This is a genomic window from Arminella tubonensis (assembly GCF_003240585.1).
In the GTDB taxonomy this organism is placed as follows: Bacteria; Pseudomonadota; Alphaproteobacteria; order Rhizobiales; family Rhizobiaceae; genus Rhizobium; species Rhizobium tubonense.
This window is the reverse complement of the sequence record NZ_PCDP01000003.1, coordinates 143,490-159,573: the sequence shown is the minus strand read 5'-3', so window position 1 is coordinate 159,573 and position 16,084 is coordinate 143,490. Positions and strand designations below refer to the sequence as shown.

Genomic DNA, 16,084 nt, shown 5'->3' with positions numbered 1-16,084 from the left:
GGGCGGCCGAGGTTTCCTCCAGGCTGGCGGCCTGGCGCTCGGTGCGCTGCGACAGTTCGCTGGAGGCGCGGCGGATCTCTTCCTTGGAGACGCCGATGTCGTTGCCCTTGGCGTTGACGCGGCCCATGGCGGCTTCGAGATGGGAGAGCGCCTCGTTGAAGTTATTGCGCAGCCCGGCATAGCTGGCGCCGATGTCGGCGCAGCGCACGGTGAGGTCGCCGCCGGCCAGCTGTTCCAGTGCATTGCCGATGGTGGCGACGACGCGGGCCTGGAGCTTGGCCTCGTCCTGCTGCTGCAGGACATTCTGCTGGCGCTCGGCGCTGATTTCCAGCTCCTGGGCTGCCTGGTGGGCGGCCAGTGCATGCCGTTCGCGGATCTTTTCCTGCAGCGACTGGGTGGCCTTGGCCATCATGCCGATCTCGTTGTGCATGCCGGTATGCGGGATGACGATCTTGACATCCTCGTCGGCCACCGCCTTCAGCGCCCCGTGAACGTCGGCAAGCGGCTTGGAGATGTTGCGGATGACGAGCAGCGAGGAGCCGATGGCGACCATGAAGAGAACCAGGGACTGCCAGATCGTGGTCCAGATCTTCGCATTCACCTGTGCCTCGAGATCGTCCATGTAGACACCGGTAATCACAACGATCTTCCAGGGTTCAAAGGCGCGTGCGAAAGCCGTCTTGCGAAACAACTCGTCGGCCGTATGGCCGGGCTTGCTGGCATAGAAATCGGTGAGGCCGCCGCCCTGCTGCCCAAGTTTCACCAGCTCTTCGCGGTAGTAGTGGCCCTTCGGATCCGGCTGTCCCTTGAGGTTCTTGCCGACTTTCGACTTGTCGTAGTGGAAGACCATGTTGACGTCGTAGTCATAGCCGAAGAGGTAGCCATCCGGCGTGTACTGCATGGCGTTGACAGTGGCATAGGCCTCAGCCTTGGCCTGTTCTTCTGTCAGCTTGCCGGCCTGTTCCTGGGCATAATACAATTTGAGGACCGAAATGCCGGACTCGACCTGCGTGCGCAGCATCTCGTAGCGCTCATTGTAGATCGAATCGGCGGCCGAGCGGATTTGCAGGAAAGTGGCGATCGAGAATGCCACCATCAGGCCGGTAACGAGCATTATAAGCTGTGTTGAAATTTTCAGGTTTTTCATGATGCCCCGCAACAGAATAGATCAATGGATCCCGGTGCGGTTTCCTACCGCCTGTGCGATTGCGCCAGTTGAAAAACGGACAAATCTACTGCTGCTGAAATGACATGCGGCTGCCGGTAACCTGATACTGGATGCATTGATCTAATAAAGATTTAACTAAACCAGATTGATGGCGAATTAGATTGGGATATCTGAGGCGCCCCAGGCGGGAAGCACTTTCGCGCGGGCCACGGCCATCAATGTCGTCGCTTACGACTATCAAACCTGTTGCCACCAAACCCGCAGCGCTGTAGTTAAACTTGACAAAAACATGAAGGTTTACTAACCGCCACCTTGGTTTCGGAACGGTCGGAAGATTGAAGATGACATTTCAACCACGCATGCAGAACAAGATCGAGGGCTTTTCCGTGGTTGGCGGCGTCCACCGAAGGGAATGGAACGGGATCGTCGCCGATGTCTGGGATGTCGATTGCTCGGCCTATGCCGGCGGATATTATCTCGCGCGCGATCCCCGGCTGTTCATTCTATTGCACTCGCGCGGACCGGGTCATTGCAACGTCAAGCTTTCTCCGCGAGCGCAAGGCGTGATGGAGGAGCGGCAGCGCATTTCCTATATCCCTGCGGGGCTGGAGGTGTGGGCCGATCTTGTCGACATGGAGTTTGTCCGGCATCTCGACATTCATTTCAATGCCGAGACGGTCGGCCGCAGGTTGATGGAGGATCTCGATCCGGCGCGTCTCGGCAACCCCCGTCTGCTGATCTCTGATCCCAGGCTTATGGCTCTGGCGGAATTGATTGCTGCCGAGTGCAAGAACCCCGAACCGCTGCACGATCTCTATGGCGACGGTCTTGCGCTCTCGCTCCTGATCGACGTGTTGCAATTGAGGCGCTCGGCAACGCGCAGGCGCAGCAAGCTAGCGGCTTGGCAATTGCACCGCGCTGTCGAGTACATTGAGGAAAATTGCCTGCGTAGTATTCGGTTGGAGGAGCTGGCACTGCTGACCAACCTGTCACAATCGCATTTCAGTCACGCCTTCAAGGCCGCGACAGGAATCCCGCCGCATCAGTGGCAGATCAATGCACGGCTGGAGCGCGCCAAGCAATTGCTGATTTCAAGCGACACCCCGCTTGCCGACGTCGCAGCCGAGACCGGGTTTTCCGATCAGGCGCACTTTACGCGGGTTTTCCGGAAGAACCTTGGAACCACACCTTCGAGCTGGAAGAAGAGCCAGCTCGTGTGAGCTTTCAGCCACAGGTGCGCGAACAATTGCCCCGGATACCGAGAATTGCCCAAAAACGTTCTATTTGCCGAAATCGAAACAATCAGCCCGATTAAATATGAGTTAAGTGCTCATATTATCGTCGAAGAATGGACCGCTGTCTCGGGTGAGAGCGGGCGCCGCGAATTGGGGTGACGTCAGGGATATGACTATTTTGAACAAGGGCAATTCTTTCCGGCTGTTTCTACGAGCTGGAGCGGCGATTGCGGCTATTGCAATGGCTTCGTCTGCGCTGGCGCAGGATCAGCCGACTGAGTTGAAGCCATTGGTGGTTCGGGGCGGCCAAGGCGGCCAGGCCGATGCAAACGGCGAAAAGAATGGTACCGCGCCGGTCAATGGCTATGTCGCCAAGCAGACCACGACGGGTTCGAAAACAGACATTCCAGTCAAGGACATTCCGCAGTCTGTTTCGATCATCGGGCGTCAGGAGCTGGACGATCGCGGGGTCACCAACAAGGTCGACGAGGCGTTGCGCTATACGCCGGGTGTCCTGACGCAGCCTTTCGGCAATGATGGCGACACCGACTGGTTCTATATCAGAGGCTTCGATGCAACGCAGAACGGTGTTTATCTCGATGGGTTGACGCTTCACAGCTACGCCTTCGGCGGCTTTCAGATTGATCCCTTCGCGCTTGAACGGGTCGAAGTGCTCAAGGGGCCGTCTTCCGTTCTCTACGGTGGCTCCAATCCCGGCGGCCTTGTGAACATGGTGCGCAAGGAGCCGACCGACCAGCCTTCATACTATACCGAAGTCGGCATCAACAATAACGGCAACGCGTTTAGCGGCCTCGATTTCTCCGACAAGCTGAGCGCCGACGGCGTCTACAGCTATCGCCTCACCGGCAGGGTGGCCGGCGGCGACACTGACAGCGATTTCACCCATGATTTCCGCGGCTTCATCATGCCGCAGCTGACGATATCGCCTGATGATTCAACCAAGCTCACCGTGTATGGCTATATCAGCGGCCTCGACGAAATCCATTCCGGCAACGGCTTCTTTCCCTATGTCGGCACGGTCGTCGATGCGCCCTTCGGCAAGATCGACCGCAAGGCCTTCTACGGCGAACCCGATGACGACAAGCTGAAATACACCCAGCAGTTATACGGCTATTCCTTCGACCACGACTTTGACAATGGCTGGAAGTTTTCGTCGAACACTCGCTATGGTCACCTGAACAAAAAGGAATACGGGCCTTATCTCTTCGGATACCTGAACGGCAATCCGAACGATCCGTCCTACAACGATCCGAACTTTGAGCTCTATCGCATCGGTTTCTACGAGCGTTCGAAGGTCGACACGCTGTCGACGGACAATCGCCTTCAGGGGGACTTCGATACGGGCCCGATCAGCCACAACTTCATGATCGGCTCGGACTATTCGCTCTACAGGCTCGACGAGATCCAGGCTGTTCCCGCATATCCCCTCGCTGCCACGCCGATCAGTGCGATCAATCCCGTCTATGGCCTGCCCCAACCACCGAACGTTCCGTATATCAACCACGTTTTGACCCAGCAGCAGCTTGGCGTTTACGTGCAGGACCAGATGAAATTCGGCGATGGCTGGCTGGTGACGCTCAACGGTCGCTATGATTTCGTCAACACCAAGTCGGATGCCATCGTCGGCTCCAACTATGACTACGACAACCACGCGGCCAGCGGTCGCGCGGGCCTTGCCTATGACTTCGGCAATGGGCTAAGGCCCTACATCAGCGTGGGCACCTTCTTCCTTCCTTCGGTCGGCACCACGGCGAGTGGCGGCGGCCTCATTCCCGAAAAGGGCGAGCAGTACGAAGCTGGCATCAAGTACGAACCGACCTTCGTTGACGGCCTATTCACTGCCTCGATCTTCCAGATAAATCGCTCGAATGTTTCCGTGAACGTTCCCGGCACATTCCTCCAGGAGCAGCTTGGCGAAGTCCGCTCGCGCGGTGTCGAATTCGAAGGCAAGATCAATCTCGACCAGAATTGGAGGCTGCTCGGCTCCTATTCCTACACCGATCTCGATGTCACCAAGGACCTCGATGCCAGTCTGATCGGCAACTCGCCCTACCTGGTGCCGAATTCGACCGCCTCGCTGTGGCTCGATTATGCGATGACGGACGGCAATCTCGAGGGGTTGAGCGTCGGCGGTGGCATGCGTTACCAGGGCCCGTCCTGGGCTGATGCAGCCAACACGCTACGCGTGCCTTCGGCAACCCTTTTCGACGCGGCGATCCGCTACGAGAAGAAGGGCTGGGGCGCTTCGCTCAACGTCTCCAACATCTTCGACAAGGAATATGTGTCGGGTTGCCAGGGAGCGAGCGGCTGCGGCTACGGCGAGGCGCGGAGCTTCACCCTGAAACTCAGCAAAAAGTGGTAGGCAGCTGACCAGGATTTCAGCATAGACAAAGCAAGGGGAGCGGCCTTCCGGGCCGTTCCCGAATGCGGTTTAACGGAAAGCAGACCAGTTGATGGTATCGAATCTTCTTGAACTCTCGGGTGTCGACTATTTCGCGGGATCAAAGCACATCCTCTCGGCTATCGACCTGACGGTCGATGCCGGTATGATCTACGGATTGGTCGGACCGAATGGTTCCGGCAAGAGCACGCTGCTGAAGCTCATTGCCCGGCAAATCGAGCCGATGTCGGGCACAATCAGGCTCGACAGCAAGCCGCTCGATGCCTGGGGCAATCGTGCCTTTGCCCGCAATGTCGCATACATGCCGCAATTCACGCCGGCAACGGACGGGATGAGTGTTCGCGAACTCGTCTCCCTTGGCCGCTTTCCCTGGCACGGCACGCTCGGTCGCTTTGGTGCGGAAGATCGTCGCATGGTCGACGAGGCGATTTCCCGCACCGATCTTGTCCATTTTTCAGATCGCAACGTCTCCAGCATGTCGGGCGGTGAGCGCCAGCGGGCCTGGATCGCGATGATGCTGGCCCAAAACGCCCGCTGCCTCCTGCTCGACGAGCCGACATCGGCGCTTGACCTCGCACACCAGGCCTCCATTCTCTCGCTCGTCCGATCGCTTACACACGAGCGCGGGCTGACGGTCATCGTCGTCCTTCACGACGTCAACCTCGCCGCGCGCTATTGCGACCGGATCATCGCTCTGAGCAAGGGAAGCATCACCGCTCAGGGAACGCCGCATGCGATCATGACCGCGGAAACTCTCCAGACGATCTTCGGCGTCGAAATGGGGGTCTTCTCGCATCCCGCCCGTCGTGAACCAGTCTGCTACCTGCTTTGATGCCGCTGCTTGATCGCCCTCTTTCTCGTCGGCTCCTGTTGGGGCTGGCCTCTTCTGCGATGCTTGGCGTGGTACGCATGGGCAACGCGGCCGAAAGCCCGCGGGTCGCGACGCTCGACTGGGCCATCCTCGAAACCCTGCTTGCCATCGGCGCCAATGTGGTCGCCGCGACGGAGCTTCGACAGTTCCGCGACGTCGCTGTAACGCCTGCGCTGCCGCCATCCGTCATCGACCTCGGTCTGCGTGGCACACCCAACCTCGAACTGCTGCGTGATGCGCGACCGGACTTGATCTTCAACTCGAACTTCTATTCCTGGGCCGACGATCGAATGCGACTGATCGCACCGGTCGAGAGCCATGCCGTATACCAGCAAGGACAAAGCCCCTATGCGCTTTCCGAGACGATGACGCTGGCGATCGGCGATCGGCTTGGACTTGCGTCCGGCAGCGGATTGGTCGAGACCTGCCGGCAGAAACTCGATGCATTTGGCGCTGTTCTAGCCAAGGGCGACCACCGCCCGATCCTTCCGGTCAATCTCGGCGATGCCAGGCATTTCCGCGTCTTCGGTTCAGACAGCATGTTCGGCGAGGTGATTGCCCGTACGGGCCTTGAAAACGCGTGGCGTGACGCGACGAGCTATTCGGCCACGGCACCGGTCGGCATCGAGGCCCTCGCCAATATGCCGGATGCCTGGATCGTGCTGATCCCGCCGCACCCCGCAGATGCCTATGCCGAGTTGCAACGCAGCGCCCTCTGGAACGCTCTTTCCCCGATCCGGGCAGGCCGTGTGCTGCTGCTTGGCTCGATCAATCCGTATGGCGCGCTGCCCGCTGCCATGCGCTTTGCCGATCTTCTGACGGAGGGTCTTTCCCATGCCTGGAACAAGTAGATCTGCGCCGTCGAACAAGACCGTCATATCGCCGGTCTTGGGCGCAGTTCTGCTGTTGCTGCTCTGCGGTCTGCTATTCATGGCCGTCATCGCCTTCCGGCCGCAACTACCCGGGAACGCTGAGGACACTGCGGTGCTCGACGGTATATTGCTGTGGCACAGCATGTTGCCGCGGGCTGCAATTGCGCTGGTAGCCGGTGCGGCGCTGGGGCTTTCCGGGGCGTTGCTGCAAAGGGTGTTGCGCAATCCGATTGCCGATGCTTCTACGCTCGGTATTGCCGCGGGCGCACAATTGGCGATGACGCTGGCAATCGGCTTCTTTCCGCTGCTTCTCGGTCTGTCGCGGGAACTTGTTGCTTTTGCCGGCGGGTTGGCGGCGGTGGCGCTGGTCCTGGCATTGAGCTGGCGGCGCGCCCTTGATCCGGTGACCGTCGCGCTCTGCGGCATGGTCGTGACGCTCATTGCCTCGGCACTTAGCGTTGCTATAGTCCTGGCGCGCGGCGAATATGCCATGTCGATCTATATCTGGGGGGCTGGCGCGCTGAACCAGCAGAGTTGGGACGGTGTTCTGGCGCTGACACCGCGGCTTGCAGTCGGATTTCTGGCCGCAGCCCTGCTGTTGCGACCCCTCGCGGTCATGGGCCTCGACGATGGCAGTGCGAGGAGCCTTGGGCTCTCGCTGCATGCGACCCGCTTTGCGATCCTTGCGCTGGCGGTCTGGCTGTCCGCCTCCGTGACGGCCGAAGTCGGGATCATCGGCTTCCTTGGTTTCGCCGCGCCGACGATTGCACGATTTACAGGCGCCCGTCGAACGGGGCAAGTGCTGCTGGCTGCCCCGTTTGTCGGCGCCGGGCTGCTCTTTCTGACCGATTGCGTCGTACAGCTACTATCGACCGGGTTTTCCGACCTGGCGCCGACAGGCGCTGCGACGGCCTTGCTTGGCGGGCCACTGCTCCTCCTGCTGGTGCCGAAGCTGCACTCCGTCAACGCCGCGCGCCTCCAAGCCATCCCCCGGCCGCGAAAATCTCTGCAGGCGCCTGATCGCGCATTGGCACTGCTTTTGATTGGCGTGACCATCGTGATAATTTTCGTGCTGTCGGTCGGTCGCGTCCATGATGGCTGGCAGTTGGCCGTTGGAGGAACGTTCGCCGATCTAATGCCCTTCCGCGCGCCAAGAACGGCAGTGGCGGCGACATCGGGCGCGATGCTTGCGGCAGCCGGATTCATCATGCAACGGTTGACAGGCAGTCCCCTTGCCAGCCCGGAGGTCCTCGGCATCAGTGCCGGCGGTGGCGCTGGGTTGACTGCGGCGCTCTTCATGTTCGCCTTCCCTTCGCCGGCGGTCATGCTGGCAGCGATTGCGTTTGGCGCCTTGTTGTCCTTGCTGGTCATCCTCTCGATCAGCGCCCGCAGCAACTTCGGTCCCGAGCGGTTGCTGCTTGCAGGTGTCGCCGTTGGCGCCCTGTCGATGGCGATTGTCACCGCCGTGATCGCCCGCGGGGACATGCGCGGCTACCTGCTGCTGAGCTGGCTGTCCGGCTCGACTGACCGCGCCGGCCCGTTCGAAGCCTGGATCGGGGTACTGTCGGCGCTGGTCCTGATTGCGCCGCTGCCGTTTCTCGCCCGTTGGTTCACGATTCTGCCGATGGGTATGGGGACAACCCGAAGTGTCGGGCTCTCGGCACCTGGCAGCCGGCTCGTTCTTGCGGTGCTTGCGGCATTGCTGACGGCCATTCCGTCTTTCCTCGTCGGGCCGCTTAGCCTGACGGGCCTCGTTGCGCCACATCTCGCCCGGCTTATCGGCTTTCACCGCGTCGGGCATCAGCTTGCTGCGACCCTGCTTCTTGGGGCGGGTACGCTCGTTGCTGCGGACTGGCTATCCCGGATGGTGATCTACCCTTATCAGGTTCCTGTCGGCCTCTTTGCCGCGCTCATCGGCGGCCCCTATCTCATCTGGCTTTTGACCCGCAGGGAGGTCCAGCAGTGACTGCTGCCACAACATTCACCGCTTCCGGCATAGCGGTCCACGCCAAGGTCGAAAGAATTCTCGGCCAGCTGTGCGCCCATCTCGGCGAACACCTGACAGTGACGAAGACAGACTGGGGCGCGAGACTGGAGACGGTAATCGGCAGCGTCGATCTCACCGTGTCTTCGCCCCGGCTGAAAATCGAGATAGCCTGTCCGACCGCATCCATGCTGTTCACGATCAGGAGCATGGTGGCGGAACACCTCTTTCTATTCGCGGCCGATGAACCTCTCGATCTTTCCTGGGCTGACGGGCCGCAGCCGTCGAGGATTCCGGATCTTCGCGAGATTTCCGTCGTCGGCGCACGCAATATCACGCCGCATATGCGCCGTGTCACCGTGGCCTCTCATGATGTCGCACATTTTTCCGATGGAGGTCTCCATGTTCGCCTGCTGATCCCACCAAAGGGTCGGATGCCGATCTGGCCGCAGACTGGCATCGATGGACGCATACATTGGCCAAGGGGCGAGGACGCGCTGGTGGTTCGTGCCTATACGATCCGCAATATCGACCTTGCCCTCGGTCAGATGGACATTGATTTCGTCGTCCACGACGGAGAAGACGTTCCGGGCGCCTCCTGGGCACTTGGCGCTCGCCCCGGCGACAGGGCAGGCCTGATTGGCCCGGGCGGTGGCGGCGTCCCGGAATCAAGGAACCTTGTGCTGGCCGGCGACGAAACGGCACTGCCGGCAATCGCAAGAATTGCCGCCGCGATGCCCGCCGACGCAAGATTGCAGATTCTGCTGGAAGTTGAAAACGCAGAAGAGGTGCAGCCGCTTTTCACAGCCGCAAAGCATGAAATCACATGGTTTCACAGAATGGGACGGCCTTCAGGCACCACCGGCACTTTGGAACGCGCCATTCGCGAGATCGTCGCGAGAAGCGATCCGTCAACATATATCTGGGCAGCCTGCGAACAATCCGAGGCGCGTGCGATCCGCAACTTCATGAGAACAGAAATACAATATGATCGGACGCGTTTCAGCGTCGCGGCCTACTGGCAAAGGTGAGCCACGGATTTGGACGAAACGGCAGTCTCTTTCGCGCATCGTCGAGATTTCCGAGCCAGGAGGTCAGATTTCGCGTCGACCGACATGGCCATAGAAGGTGCCCGTCCGTCGATCGCAATAGCCTCTATTTCGCCCGCACGTCGATACGGCCGCGCATATTGGGATGAAAGCGACAGTAGTAGTCGATCATACCTGCCGCTGTCACGATGGTGGAAGCGGCCTGGTGGGGTGGGATGACGACGTCAAATCCGCCGTCAACCGTTGCTGTGTGGATCATGGTGTCATGATTGGTCCATTCGATCTTGTCGCCCACCGTCGCAGAGATTTCAGCGGGCCTCAGGGCGAGCTTTTCGATTGAGACTTCGATGCTGGCAGCCTCGGCGGGTAGCCAGGACAACAACATCACGACCGCAGAGACGGCACCGGAATAGGAACGAATTCGCATCGGCAATTTCCTATTTCAGCATTGCCGCAACATGTTCCGCATGTTGCTCATGCCCCTGGAAAAGCTTGAGCCCCGTCTCCAGAAGATCCTTGAGCTCGGCGTTTTGGGCTGAAGGGATCAAAAGCGTTTCCAAGGCGTCGTTGACCTGCTTGTGGTAAGCGACCTCGTTGTCGACATAGGCCTTGTCGAACGCCGCACCGCTGAGTTTTGCCAGATGCTGGCGCTCCTCGGTTGCGGTTTTCGTCAAAGTACGACTGGTATCGTTGTCCTCAGGCGTCACCTTGAGCTTTTTGACGAGCGCAAGCGCCTCCTTATTGACGGCTTCATGATCGCGGACCATGTCCTTGGCAAATGCGACCAAGTCGCTATTCTTCGACATCCTGATCGCCTGCTTGCCGGCCTCAATATCTATGACGCCTGCAGTATAGGCAATGTGCGCAATCTGGGGATCTGTTGGAGCAGCACCGGCGGCATATGCGGCTGGGCTTAAAAGGCAGATGGCGGCGAAGGCCGCGCTCAATCGAATGAACATTTATGGGCTCCTCTACCCGGCGTCGATGTGGCGCCGGCGTTGTTGTTGACGCCCATTGGATGCTGGTCAGTAGCAAACGTTCCCGATTATTATTCCAGGCCGAGCCGCCAAAGGACACCTGCCGTCAGTCGCTCGCACCGCTGTCCGGCGAAGGGGAAGGCGTCGAGGCAGAGGGGTCCTATGGTGTTGTCTATTTGCTTTCGAAGCAGATATCTTGCCCGATGCAACCTGGACCTGACGGTTTCCGGTTTTATCTTGAGGAGAAGCGCCGTTTCCTCGACACTCATGCCCTCGATCACCCTTGCGAAAAAGACGAGACGGAAGGCGTCGGGTAGCGCATCCGCAGCCTGCTCTACCAGGCGCAATATCTGGCGTTGGGCCATGGTCTTCTCCGGATCGTCAATCGTGGTGCCGTTTGGAAACTGCAATATGTCGGCCCGGTGGCCATCCGGCGGGAGGTGGATTTCCGGCCTTCGAGAGGCTTTGCGAAGGCGATCCAATGCTTCGTTCAAGACAATCCGGTGTAGCCACGTTGCAAGGCAGGAATGGCCTTGAAAGCTTTCCAAATGCTGGAATGCTCTGACATAGGCTTCCTGTACGACATCTTCGGCAACGCTATCATTGCGCACGACGCCGCGGGCGATGCGAAAAAGGCGTTGATTGTAGGTTCGCATGATGGTTCGAAACGCATCAGGATCATTTTGAAGGGCGCGCTGGACGAGATCAGCGTCGACCCCATGGCCAGACGGCCGCTCAGCCTCGGTCGCCTGATGAGCCAATATCTTCATTTCCATCTCCAATCGTCGATTGGACGTCGGCAGCGCAAAAACGTTCCGGGAAAGAACGTCCTATGCAGATTGGCGATTGGCCTAATCGTTCCAAATTCGAGGTGTCGCGAGTTTGCGTTCGACGAAACCGCTCGCGGGAAGACAATCGCATCTTGATTGTCGTTTTTATATGAAGAATAATAGCGCAATGTAATTCTTAAATCGAGATCTTAAATTGGACCTATCATCTCTGGAAATCTTTCTCGCCGTTGCTGGCGAGAACAGCGTTACGCGCGCCGCCAAGCGGGTGGGCCGCGTCCCTTCCAACGTGACCATTCGGATCCAGCAGTTGGAGCAGGACCTGGGCGCGGCGCTGTTCAGCCGCGAAGGCAAGAAAATGACGCTTACCCGCGAAGGCAAGACATTCCTCTCCTATGCCAATCGCTTGACTGCGCTGGCGCTCGAGGCAAGGCATGCGGTCAAACCGTCGGGTCCGTCCGGCAGCCTTCGGGTAGGCACCATGGAGAGTACGGCGGCAAGCCGGCTTCCGGAGGTGCTCAGTCGGTTCAATGCGCTATGGCCCGCCGTCTCATTGCGCCTGACAATGGGCGCCACCCGCGATCTGACGCGTGCTGTCAGGGCTGAGGAGCTCGATTGCGCATTGATCGCTCGGCCGCCGAAGCGCTTGCTCCAGGAGGCGGGGATGTATGATCCGGACCTGGAAGATCTGGAAGCGGAGCAAGTCTATACCGAAGAATTGCTGATTGTCCTCCCCTCCCATCATCCAGCGATTCGCACGGCCGCCGATCTACGGATAGATGCGCTTGCGGCCCTCGAGCCCGGATGTACCTATCGCCGGATCGCAGAATATTGGGGACGTGCCTCAGCTTCCCTGCGAACGCTGGAACTCAGTTCCTATCATGCGATCCTCGCCAGTGTCACGACGGGGAATTCTGTCGGCGTCATGCCGAAATCGGTTCTCGATCTCATGCGATGGCCCACGAAAGTCAAAACGCATCATTTGGGTGCGGTCGACACTTTGCTCGTTTGCCGGAAAGACCAACGCTCGGCGGCATTCGACGCCTTTCGGGACGTTGTCCTCACATCTCGCGCTGCAAACACCGCTGCGCCTCCGGCTGGCTAGTCTTCAGAAGGCCAATTTGTCTCGCCCCTTTTTCGGGGCTGTTCAGCGTCACCAAAATCAGGCTCCTTTTCAATGTTGAATTCCAAGAATCGGCAAACAGGGCTGCGTCGCCACTGGAAATTCCGCCTGTTCGCTCCGATCCTGGCAGGCGCGACCCTTCGGGAGAGGCTGCTTGCCTGCCTCGGCGCGCTGATCGGGATCGCCTTGACCGGTTTGATCTGCGGAGCGATCTTTGGCAACGGTCCGCACCTGCCTTTGATCGTCGCGCCCATGGGGGCCTCGGCTGTGCTGCTGTTTGCTGTTCCGACCAGTCCGCTCGCGCAACCCTGGTCGATCATTGGCGGCAACACGATCTCTGCGCTGATGGGCGTCATTGCGGGATATCTGATTGACGATCCGATCATTGCGACCGGCGTCGGCGTATCGCTTTCGATCGGGGCAATGTCGTTTACGCGCTGTCTGCATCCTCCGGGCGGAGCTGCCGCCTTGACTGCGGTCCTCGGCGGGCCGGCCGTCGCCAGCTGGGGCCTGCTCTTTCCGCTCATCCCCGTGGCCTTGAACTCGTGCATCCTTGTCGGTCTGGGGCTGCTATTCCACAGGCTTTCGAAGAGAAACTATCCGCACATTGCGTCCGTCGCGCCAGCAAACTCCCATCAAACGGCCGATGTGCCGCCGTTGTTAAGAGTGGGTTTTCAAGACGGGGATGTCGAGGCTGCGCTTGTCGCCCTTAATGAGACATTCGACATCGACAGGGGCGACCTCGGCCGCCTGCTCCATCAGGTCGAGCTGCAAGCCACCATTCGTTCTCACGGTTCCATAAGCTGCGCAGATATCATGTCGCGCGACGTCATTTCGGTTGGCAATGGTGCCACGTCAAAAGAGGCGCGCGCCCTTCTCTTGAAGCACAATATCAGAACACTGCCGGTGTCGGACGAAAGCGGCCGGCTGGTTGGAACGATCGGTCTGCGTGAGCTCGCTGACGACGCGGAAGGAATTGCCGGCGCCATATCGCCGGCGGCGACCGCCTCGCTTGCGGCTCCGGCTTTGTCTTTGCTGCCAGTTCTGACGGACGGGCGAACCCATGCTGTGATCATCGTCGATGACGACCGTCGCGTCCTCGGGCTCATCTCACAGACCGACCTCTTGAGCGCCGTCGCCCAATCGTTGCCCAATGCTGCAGGTCGACAGATCGAGGCGGCTTGAACCCTCTCGACCTCGCTATTGCTCGGATGTAGCCCGGTTTCCGAAATAGGCGCTGCGTTGATCCTCAGACGAACGCATCGAACTACGCAGACGCAGGAGATCCTTGCGTGCGATCAATCCGACAATCGCCCCGGTGTCAGGATCGGTAATCGGTATGCGGCCGGTGTCACCGTTCAACATGAGATCAGCAATGAAACCTACAGTATCCTGTGGGTGCCCAACGGCAATAGAAGCGTCCGAAAGCTTGTCATGAAGCGTTTCTCCCTCGGTCTCGGCTTCCGTTTTCCAACGTAAGGTGTCCGCGCGAGAAGCGACCCCAACCAACCGGTGGCCTGGATCGACGACGGGATACATGCGATGCGTTTTCTGCCCCGAGGTGAAGAAATCATAGGCTTCGCTCACCGGCATGGAAGAAGGCAGGGTGTCCACCTTCGCTATCATGATCTCGCCGGCCCTGGTCAGCTCGAATGGGTCAATTCCGTATTCGCGGGTGATGTGCTGGCCGCGCCGCGCTATTTTCTCCGTCAGGATAGAACGTTTCAGAAGAAGTACGGTCACGGCATAAGCGACAACGGTCGCAGCAAGAAGCGGCACCAGCGTGCTGATGTCACCAGTGATTTCCACGGCAAAGAAGGTCCCGGTCAACGGCGCACGCATGGTGCCGCCCATCATCGCGGCCATTCCGAGCAATGCCCAAAAACCGGCGTCACCGCCCGGCATCACCAGACCGACAAGCCATCCAAGCGCGCCGCCGAAAATAAGCAGCGGCGCCAGAACGCCGCCCGATGTCCCGGATGACAAGGCAACGAGCCAGATGCCGGACTTGACCAGAAGGATGGCGAGCACTGCCTCGGCGGCAATATGGTTATGCAGAAGATCGGCGATGATGTCATATCCGACCCCGAGAGCTCGGGGCTCGACCAAGCCGCCAAGGCCGATAACGACGCCACCGATCGCCGGCCACCACATCCAATGGATCGGCAAGCGTTCAAAAATGTCTTCGATCTTGTAGAGCAATGTTGTGAGCAGGCCGGATTGCAGCCCGGAGACAACGCCCATCGCGGCGCAAAGGAAAATGCCCCACCACGGCAAATGAACGTGGAAGCTGGTCGGGAACAGCGGACCCGTTCCAAACAGCAGGGGTCGCCAACAGATTGAGACGCAGGCAGCGACGGCCACCGGAATGAAGCTGCGTGGCTTCCATTCGAACAGCAGAAGCTCGACGGCAAGCATGACCGCAGCGATGGGTGAGCCGAAGATCGCCGTCATGCCGGCTGCGGCGCCGGCCACAAGAAGGGTCTTTCGTTCCGCCGAACTCATGTGGAAGAACTGGGCGAACAGGGAGCCGATCGCCCCTCCGGTCATGATGATCGGACCTTCTGCGCCGAACGGGCCGCCCGTGCCGATGGAGATGGCCGACGACAGAGGCTTGAGAATCGCGACTTTCGGCGACATCCGGCTGCCACCGATCAGAATTGCCTCGATCGCTTCGGGAATGCCATGGCCACGAATTTTCTCCGACCCAAAGCGCGCCATCAGACCGATGATCAATCCGCCGATGACAGGGGCCAAAACCATCCAGAAAGACCGGGGAACGTGACCGAGCGAAGGCGCGACGACAGTGATGTGGCCGAACCATACGACATTGGTGACGAGAGCGATCAGGCTGACCAGAACCCAGGCCGCGAAGGCCCCGCCTGTTCCAACGACGACTGCCATGGCGATCAGGAGGAGTACGCGGCGATCGGTCGTGAAGTCTCCGGCCTCTCGCCGGGAGAGCCCGCCGGTGAAGTTGTGCGGACGTGACTGTGGGAGGGGATGGTCGCTCATGAGGGGCCCTCAGTTGGAACTGCAAAAACCCGCATGTGCGAGCTGCCTTCTAGATATCGGCCCGTTTTATATCGTGATACGATATAAAATCAATGGCGGTTTCGCATGTCCACATGACAAAAAATCTCACAGAAAAACCCGAGGTCGCGCTCTCGAGCGCCGACTACGAAGCGCTCGCGGCTTTGCGCGACAGTATTCGCAAATCACGAAGTTCAGCAGCTGCGCCGCGCTGCAGGCGGGGCTTCGACCTCAACACATCAGGCGTTGTTGGCAATCAAAGGTCAGTCTCAGGGCCAGGCGATGACAGTCGGATCTCTGGCCGATCAGCTGTTGATCGCGCCGCAAACAGCGACGGAACTTGTTGGCAGGCTTTGTGACGGAGGATATGTGGAATGTTGCCCCTGTCCGGACGACCGCAGGCGCCAAGTTGTCGTGCCGACGTTGAAGGCGGAACGGTTTTTGAAGGAGCTCACCGTGGCTCATGTTCACGAAATCAGGGAAATTGCGCCTGTGCTGATCGACGCACTGCGCATTTTGCCGGATCGACAACGGCAGGAGCAAAGCGCATGGATGCAGTGAA

At 59.4% G+C, this 16,084-nt stretch carries 14 protein-coding genes; 9 read left to right on the top strand and 5 right to left on the bottom strand.

Translation table 11 applies throughout. The annotated features are described in order from the left end of the window. Positions 1 to 1,147, bottom strand: a 1,147-nt coding sequence (locus CPY51_RS04820) for a cache domain-containing protein (protein ID WP_146260070.1), incomplete at its 3' end; no start/stop codon positions are given. A 362-nt stretch (positions 1,148 to 1,509) separates the two neighbouring features. Here CPY51_RS04820 and CPY51_RS04815 point away from each other — a divergent pair. From CPY51_RS04815 to CPY51_RS04790, 6 genes are all read left to right on the top strand, one after another. After that, complete coding sequence (locus tag CPY51_RS04815; protein WP_111158903.1) at positions 1,510 to 2,388, top strand: AraC family transcriptional regulator; 879 nt, start codon at positions 1,510 to 1,512, stop codon at positions 2,386 to 2,388. A gap of 184 nt (positions 2,389 to 2,572) precedes the next feature. Then, on the top strand, positions 2,573 to 4,786 hold the full coding sequence (locus tag CPY51_RS04810; protein ID WP_111158902.1) for a TonB-dependent siderophore receptor: 2,214 nt from the start codon (positions 2,573 to 2,575) through the stop codon (positions 4,784 to 4,786). Positions 4,787 to 4,877: 91 nt separating this feature from the next. Further along, positions 4,878 to 5,657: an ABC transporter ATP-binding protein gene (locus tag CPY51_RS04805; RefSeq protein WP_111158901.1), complete on the top strand. Its 780-nt coding sequence runs from the start codon at positions 4,878 to 4,880 to the stop codon at positions 5,655 to 5,657. A gap of 77 nt (positions 5,658 to 5,734) precedes the next feature. After that, complete coding sequence (locus CPY51_RS04800) at positions 5,735 to 6,547, top strand: ABC transporter substrate-binding protein (protein ID WP_244598446.1); 813 nt, start codon at positions 5,735 to 5,737, stop codon at positions 6,545 to 6,547. Next, the gene (gene fhuB / locus CPY51_RS04795) at positions 6,531 to 8,534 is read left to right on the top strand and encodes a Fe(3+)-hydroxamate ABC transporter permease FhuB (protein WP_111158899.1); all 2,004 of its coding nucleotides are present in this window, start codon (positions 6,531 to 6,533) and stop codon (positions 8,532 to 8,534) included. The genes CPY51_RS04800 and fhuB overlap by 17 nt, the downstream gene beginning before the upstream one ends. Then, a complete protein-coding gene (locus CPY51_RS04790; protein WP_111158898.1) occupies positions 8,531 to 9,583 on the top strand; it encodes a siderophore-interacting protein in 1,053 nt (350 codons plus the stop codon). Before fhuB ends, CPY51_RS04790 begins: the two co-directional genes overlap by 4 nt. Positions 9,584 to 9,707: 124 nt before the next feature. Here the strand turns inward: CPY51_RS04790 and CPY51_RS04785 are convergent, their stop codons facing one another. From CPY51_RS04785 to CPY51_RS04775, 3 genes are all read right to left on the bottom strand, one after another. After that, the gene (locus CPY51_RS04785; RefSeq protein WP_111158897.1) at positions 9,708 to 10,028 is read right to left on the bottom strand and encodes a cupredoxin domain-containing protein; all 321 of its coding nucleotides are present in this window, start codon (positions 10,026 to 10,028) and stop codon (positions 9,708 to 9,710) included. Positions 10,029 to 10,038: 10 nt separating this feature from the next. After that, a complete protein-coding gene (locus CPY51_RS04780) occupies positions 10,039 to 10,560 on the bottom strand; it encodes a DUF4142 domain-containing protein (RefSeq protein ID WP_111158896.1) in 522 nt (173 codons plus the stop codon). An 89-nt stretch (positions 10,561 to 10,649) separates the two neighbouring features. Next, positions 10,650 to 11,348 (bottom strand): RNA polymerase sigma factor, encoded by a 699-nt coding sequence (locus CPY51_RS04775; RefSeq protein ID WP_111158895.1) that lies wholly within the window; start codon positions 11,346 to 11,348, stop codon positions 10,650 to 10,652. A gap of 214 nt (positions 11,349 to 11,562) precedes the next feature. Between CPY51_RS04775 and CPY51_RS04770 the strand changes: the two genes are divergently transcribed. Further along, the gene (locus tag CPY51_RS04770) at positions 11,563 to 12,471 is read left to right on the top strand and encodes a LysR substrate-binding domain-containing protein (protein ID WP_111158894.1); all 909 of its coding nucleotides are present in this window, start codon (positions 11,563 to 11,565) and stop codon (positions 12,469 to 12,471) included. Positions 12,472 to 12,543: 72 nt separating this feature from the next. Beyond that, positions 12,544 to 13,674 carry an HPP family protein gene (locus CPY51_RS04765; RefSeq protein ID WP_111158893.1) on the top strand — a complete coding sequence of 377 codons (1,131 nt, stop codon included), beginning with the start codon at positions 12,544 to 12,546 and terminating at the stop codon, positions 13,672 to 13,674. 15 nt (positions 13,675 to 13,689) lie between these two features. Here the strand turns inward: CPY51_RS04765 and CPY51_RS04760 are convergent, their stop codons facing one another. Further along, complete coding sequence (locus tag CPY51_RS04760) at positions 13,690 to 15,504, bottom strand: chloride channel protein (RefSeq protein WP_111158892.1); 1,815 nt, start codon at positions 15,502 to 15,504, stop codon at positions 13,690 to 13,692. A 267-nt stretch (positions 15,505 to 15,771) separates the two neighbouring features. Between CPY51_RS04760 and CPY51_RS04755 the strand changes: the two genes are divergently transcribed. Continuing rightward, positions 15,772 to 16,083, top strand: coding sequence for a MarR family winged helix-turn-helix transcriptional regulator (locus CPY51_RS04755; RefSeq protein WP_338049400.1), 312 nt, complete (start codon positions 15,772 to 15,774; stop codon positions 16,081 to 16,083). Position 16,084: the final 1 nt, after the last annotated feature.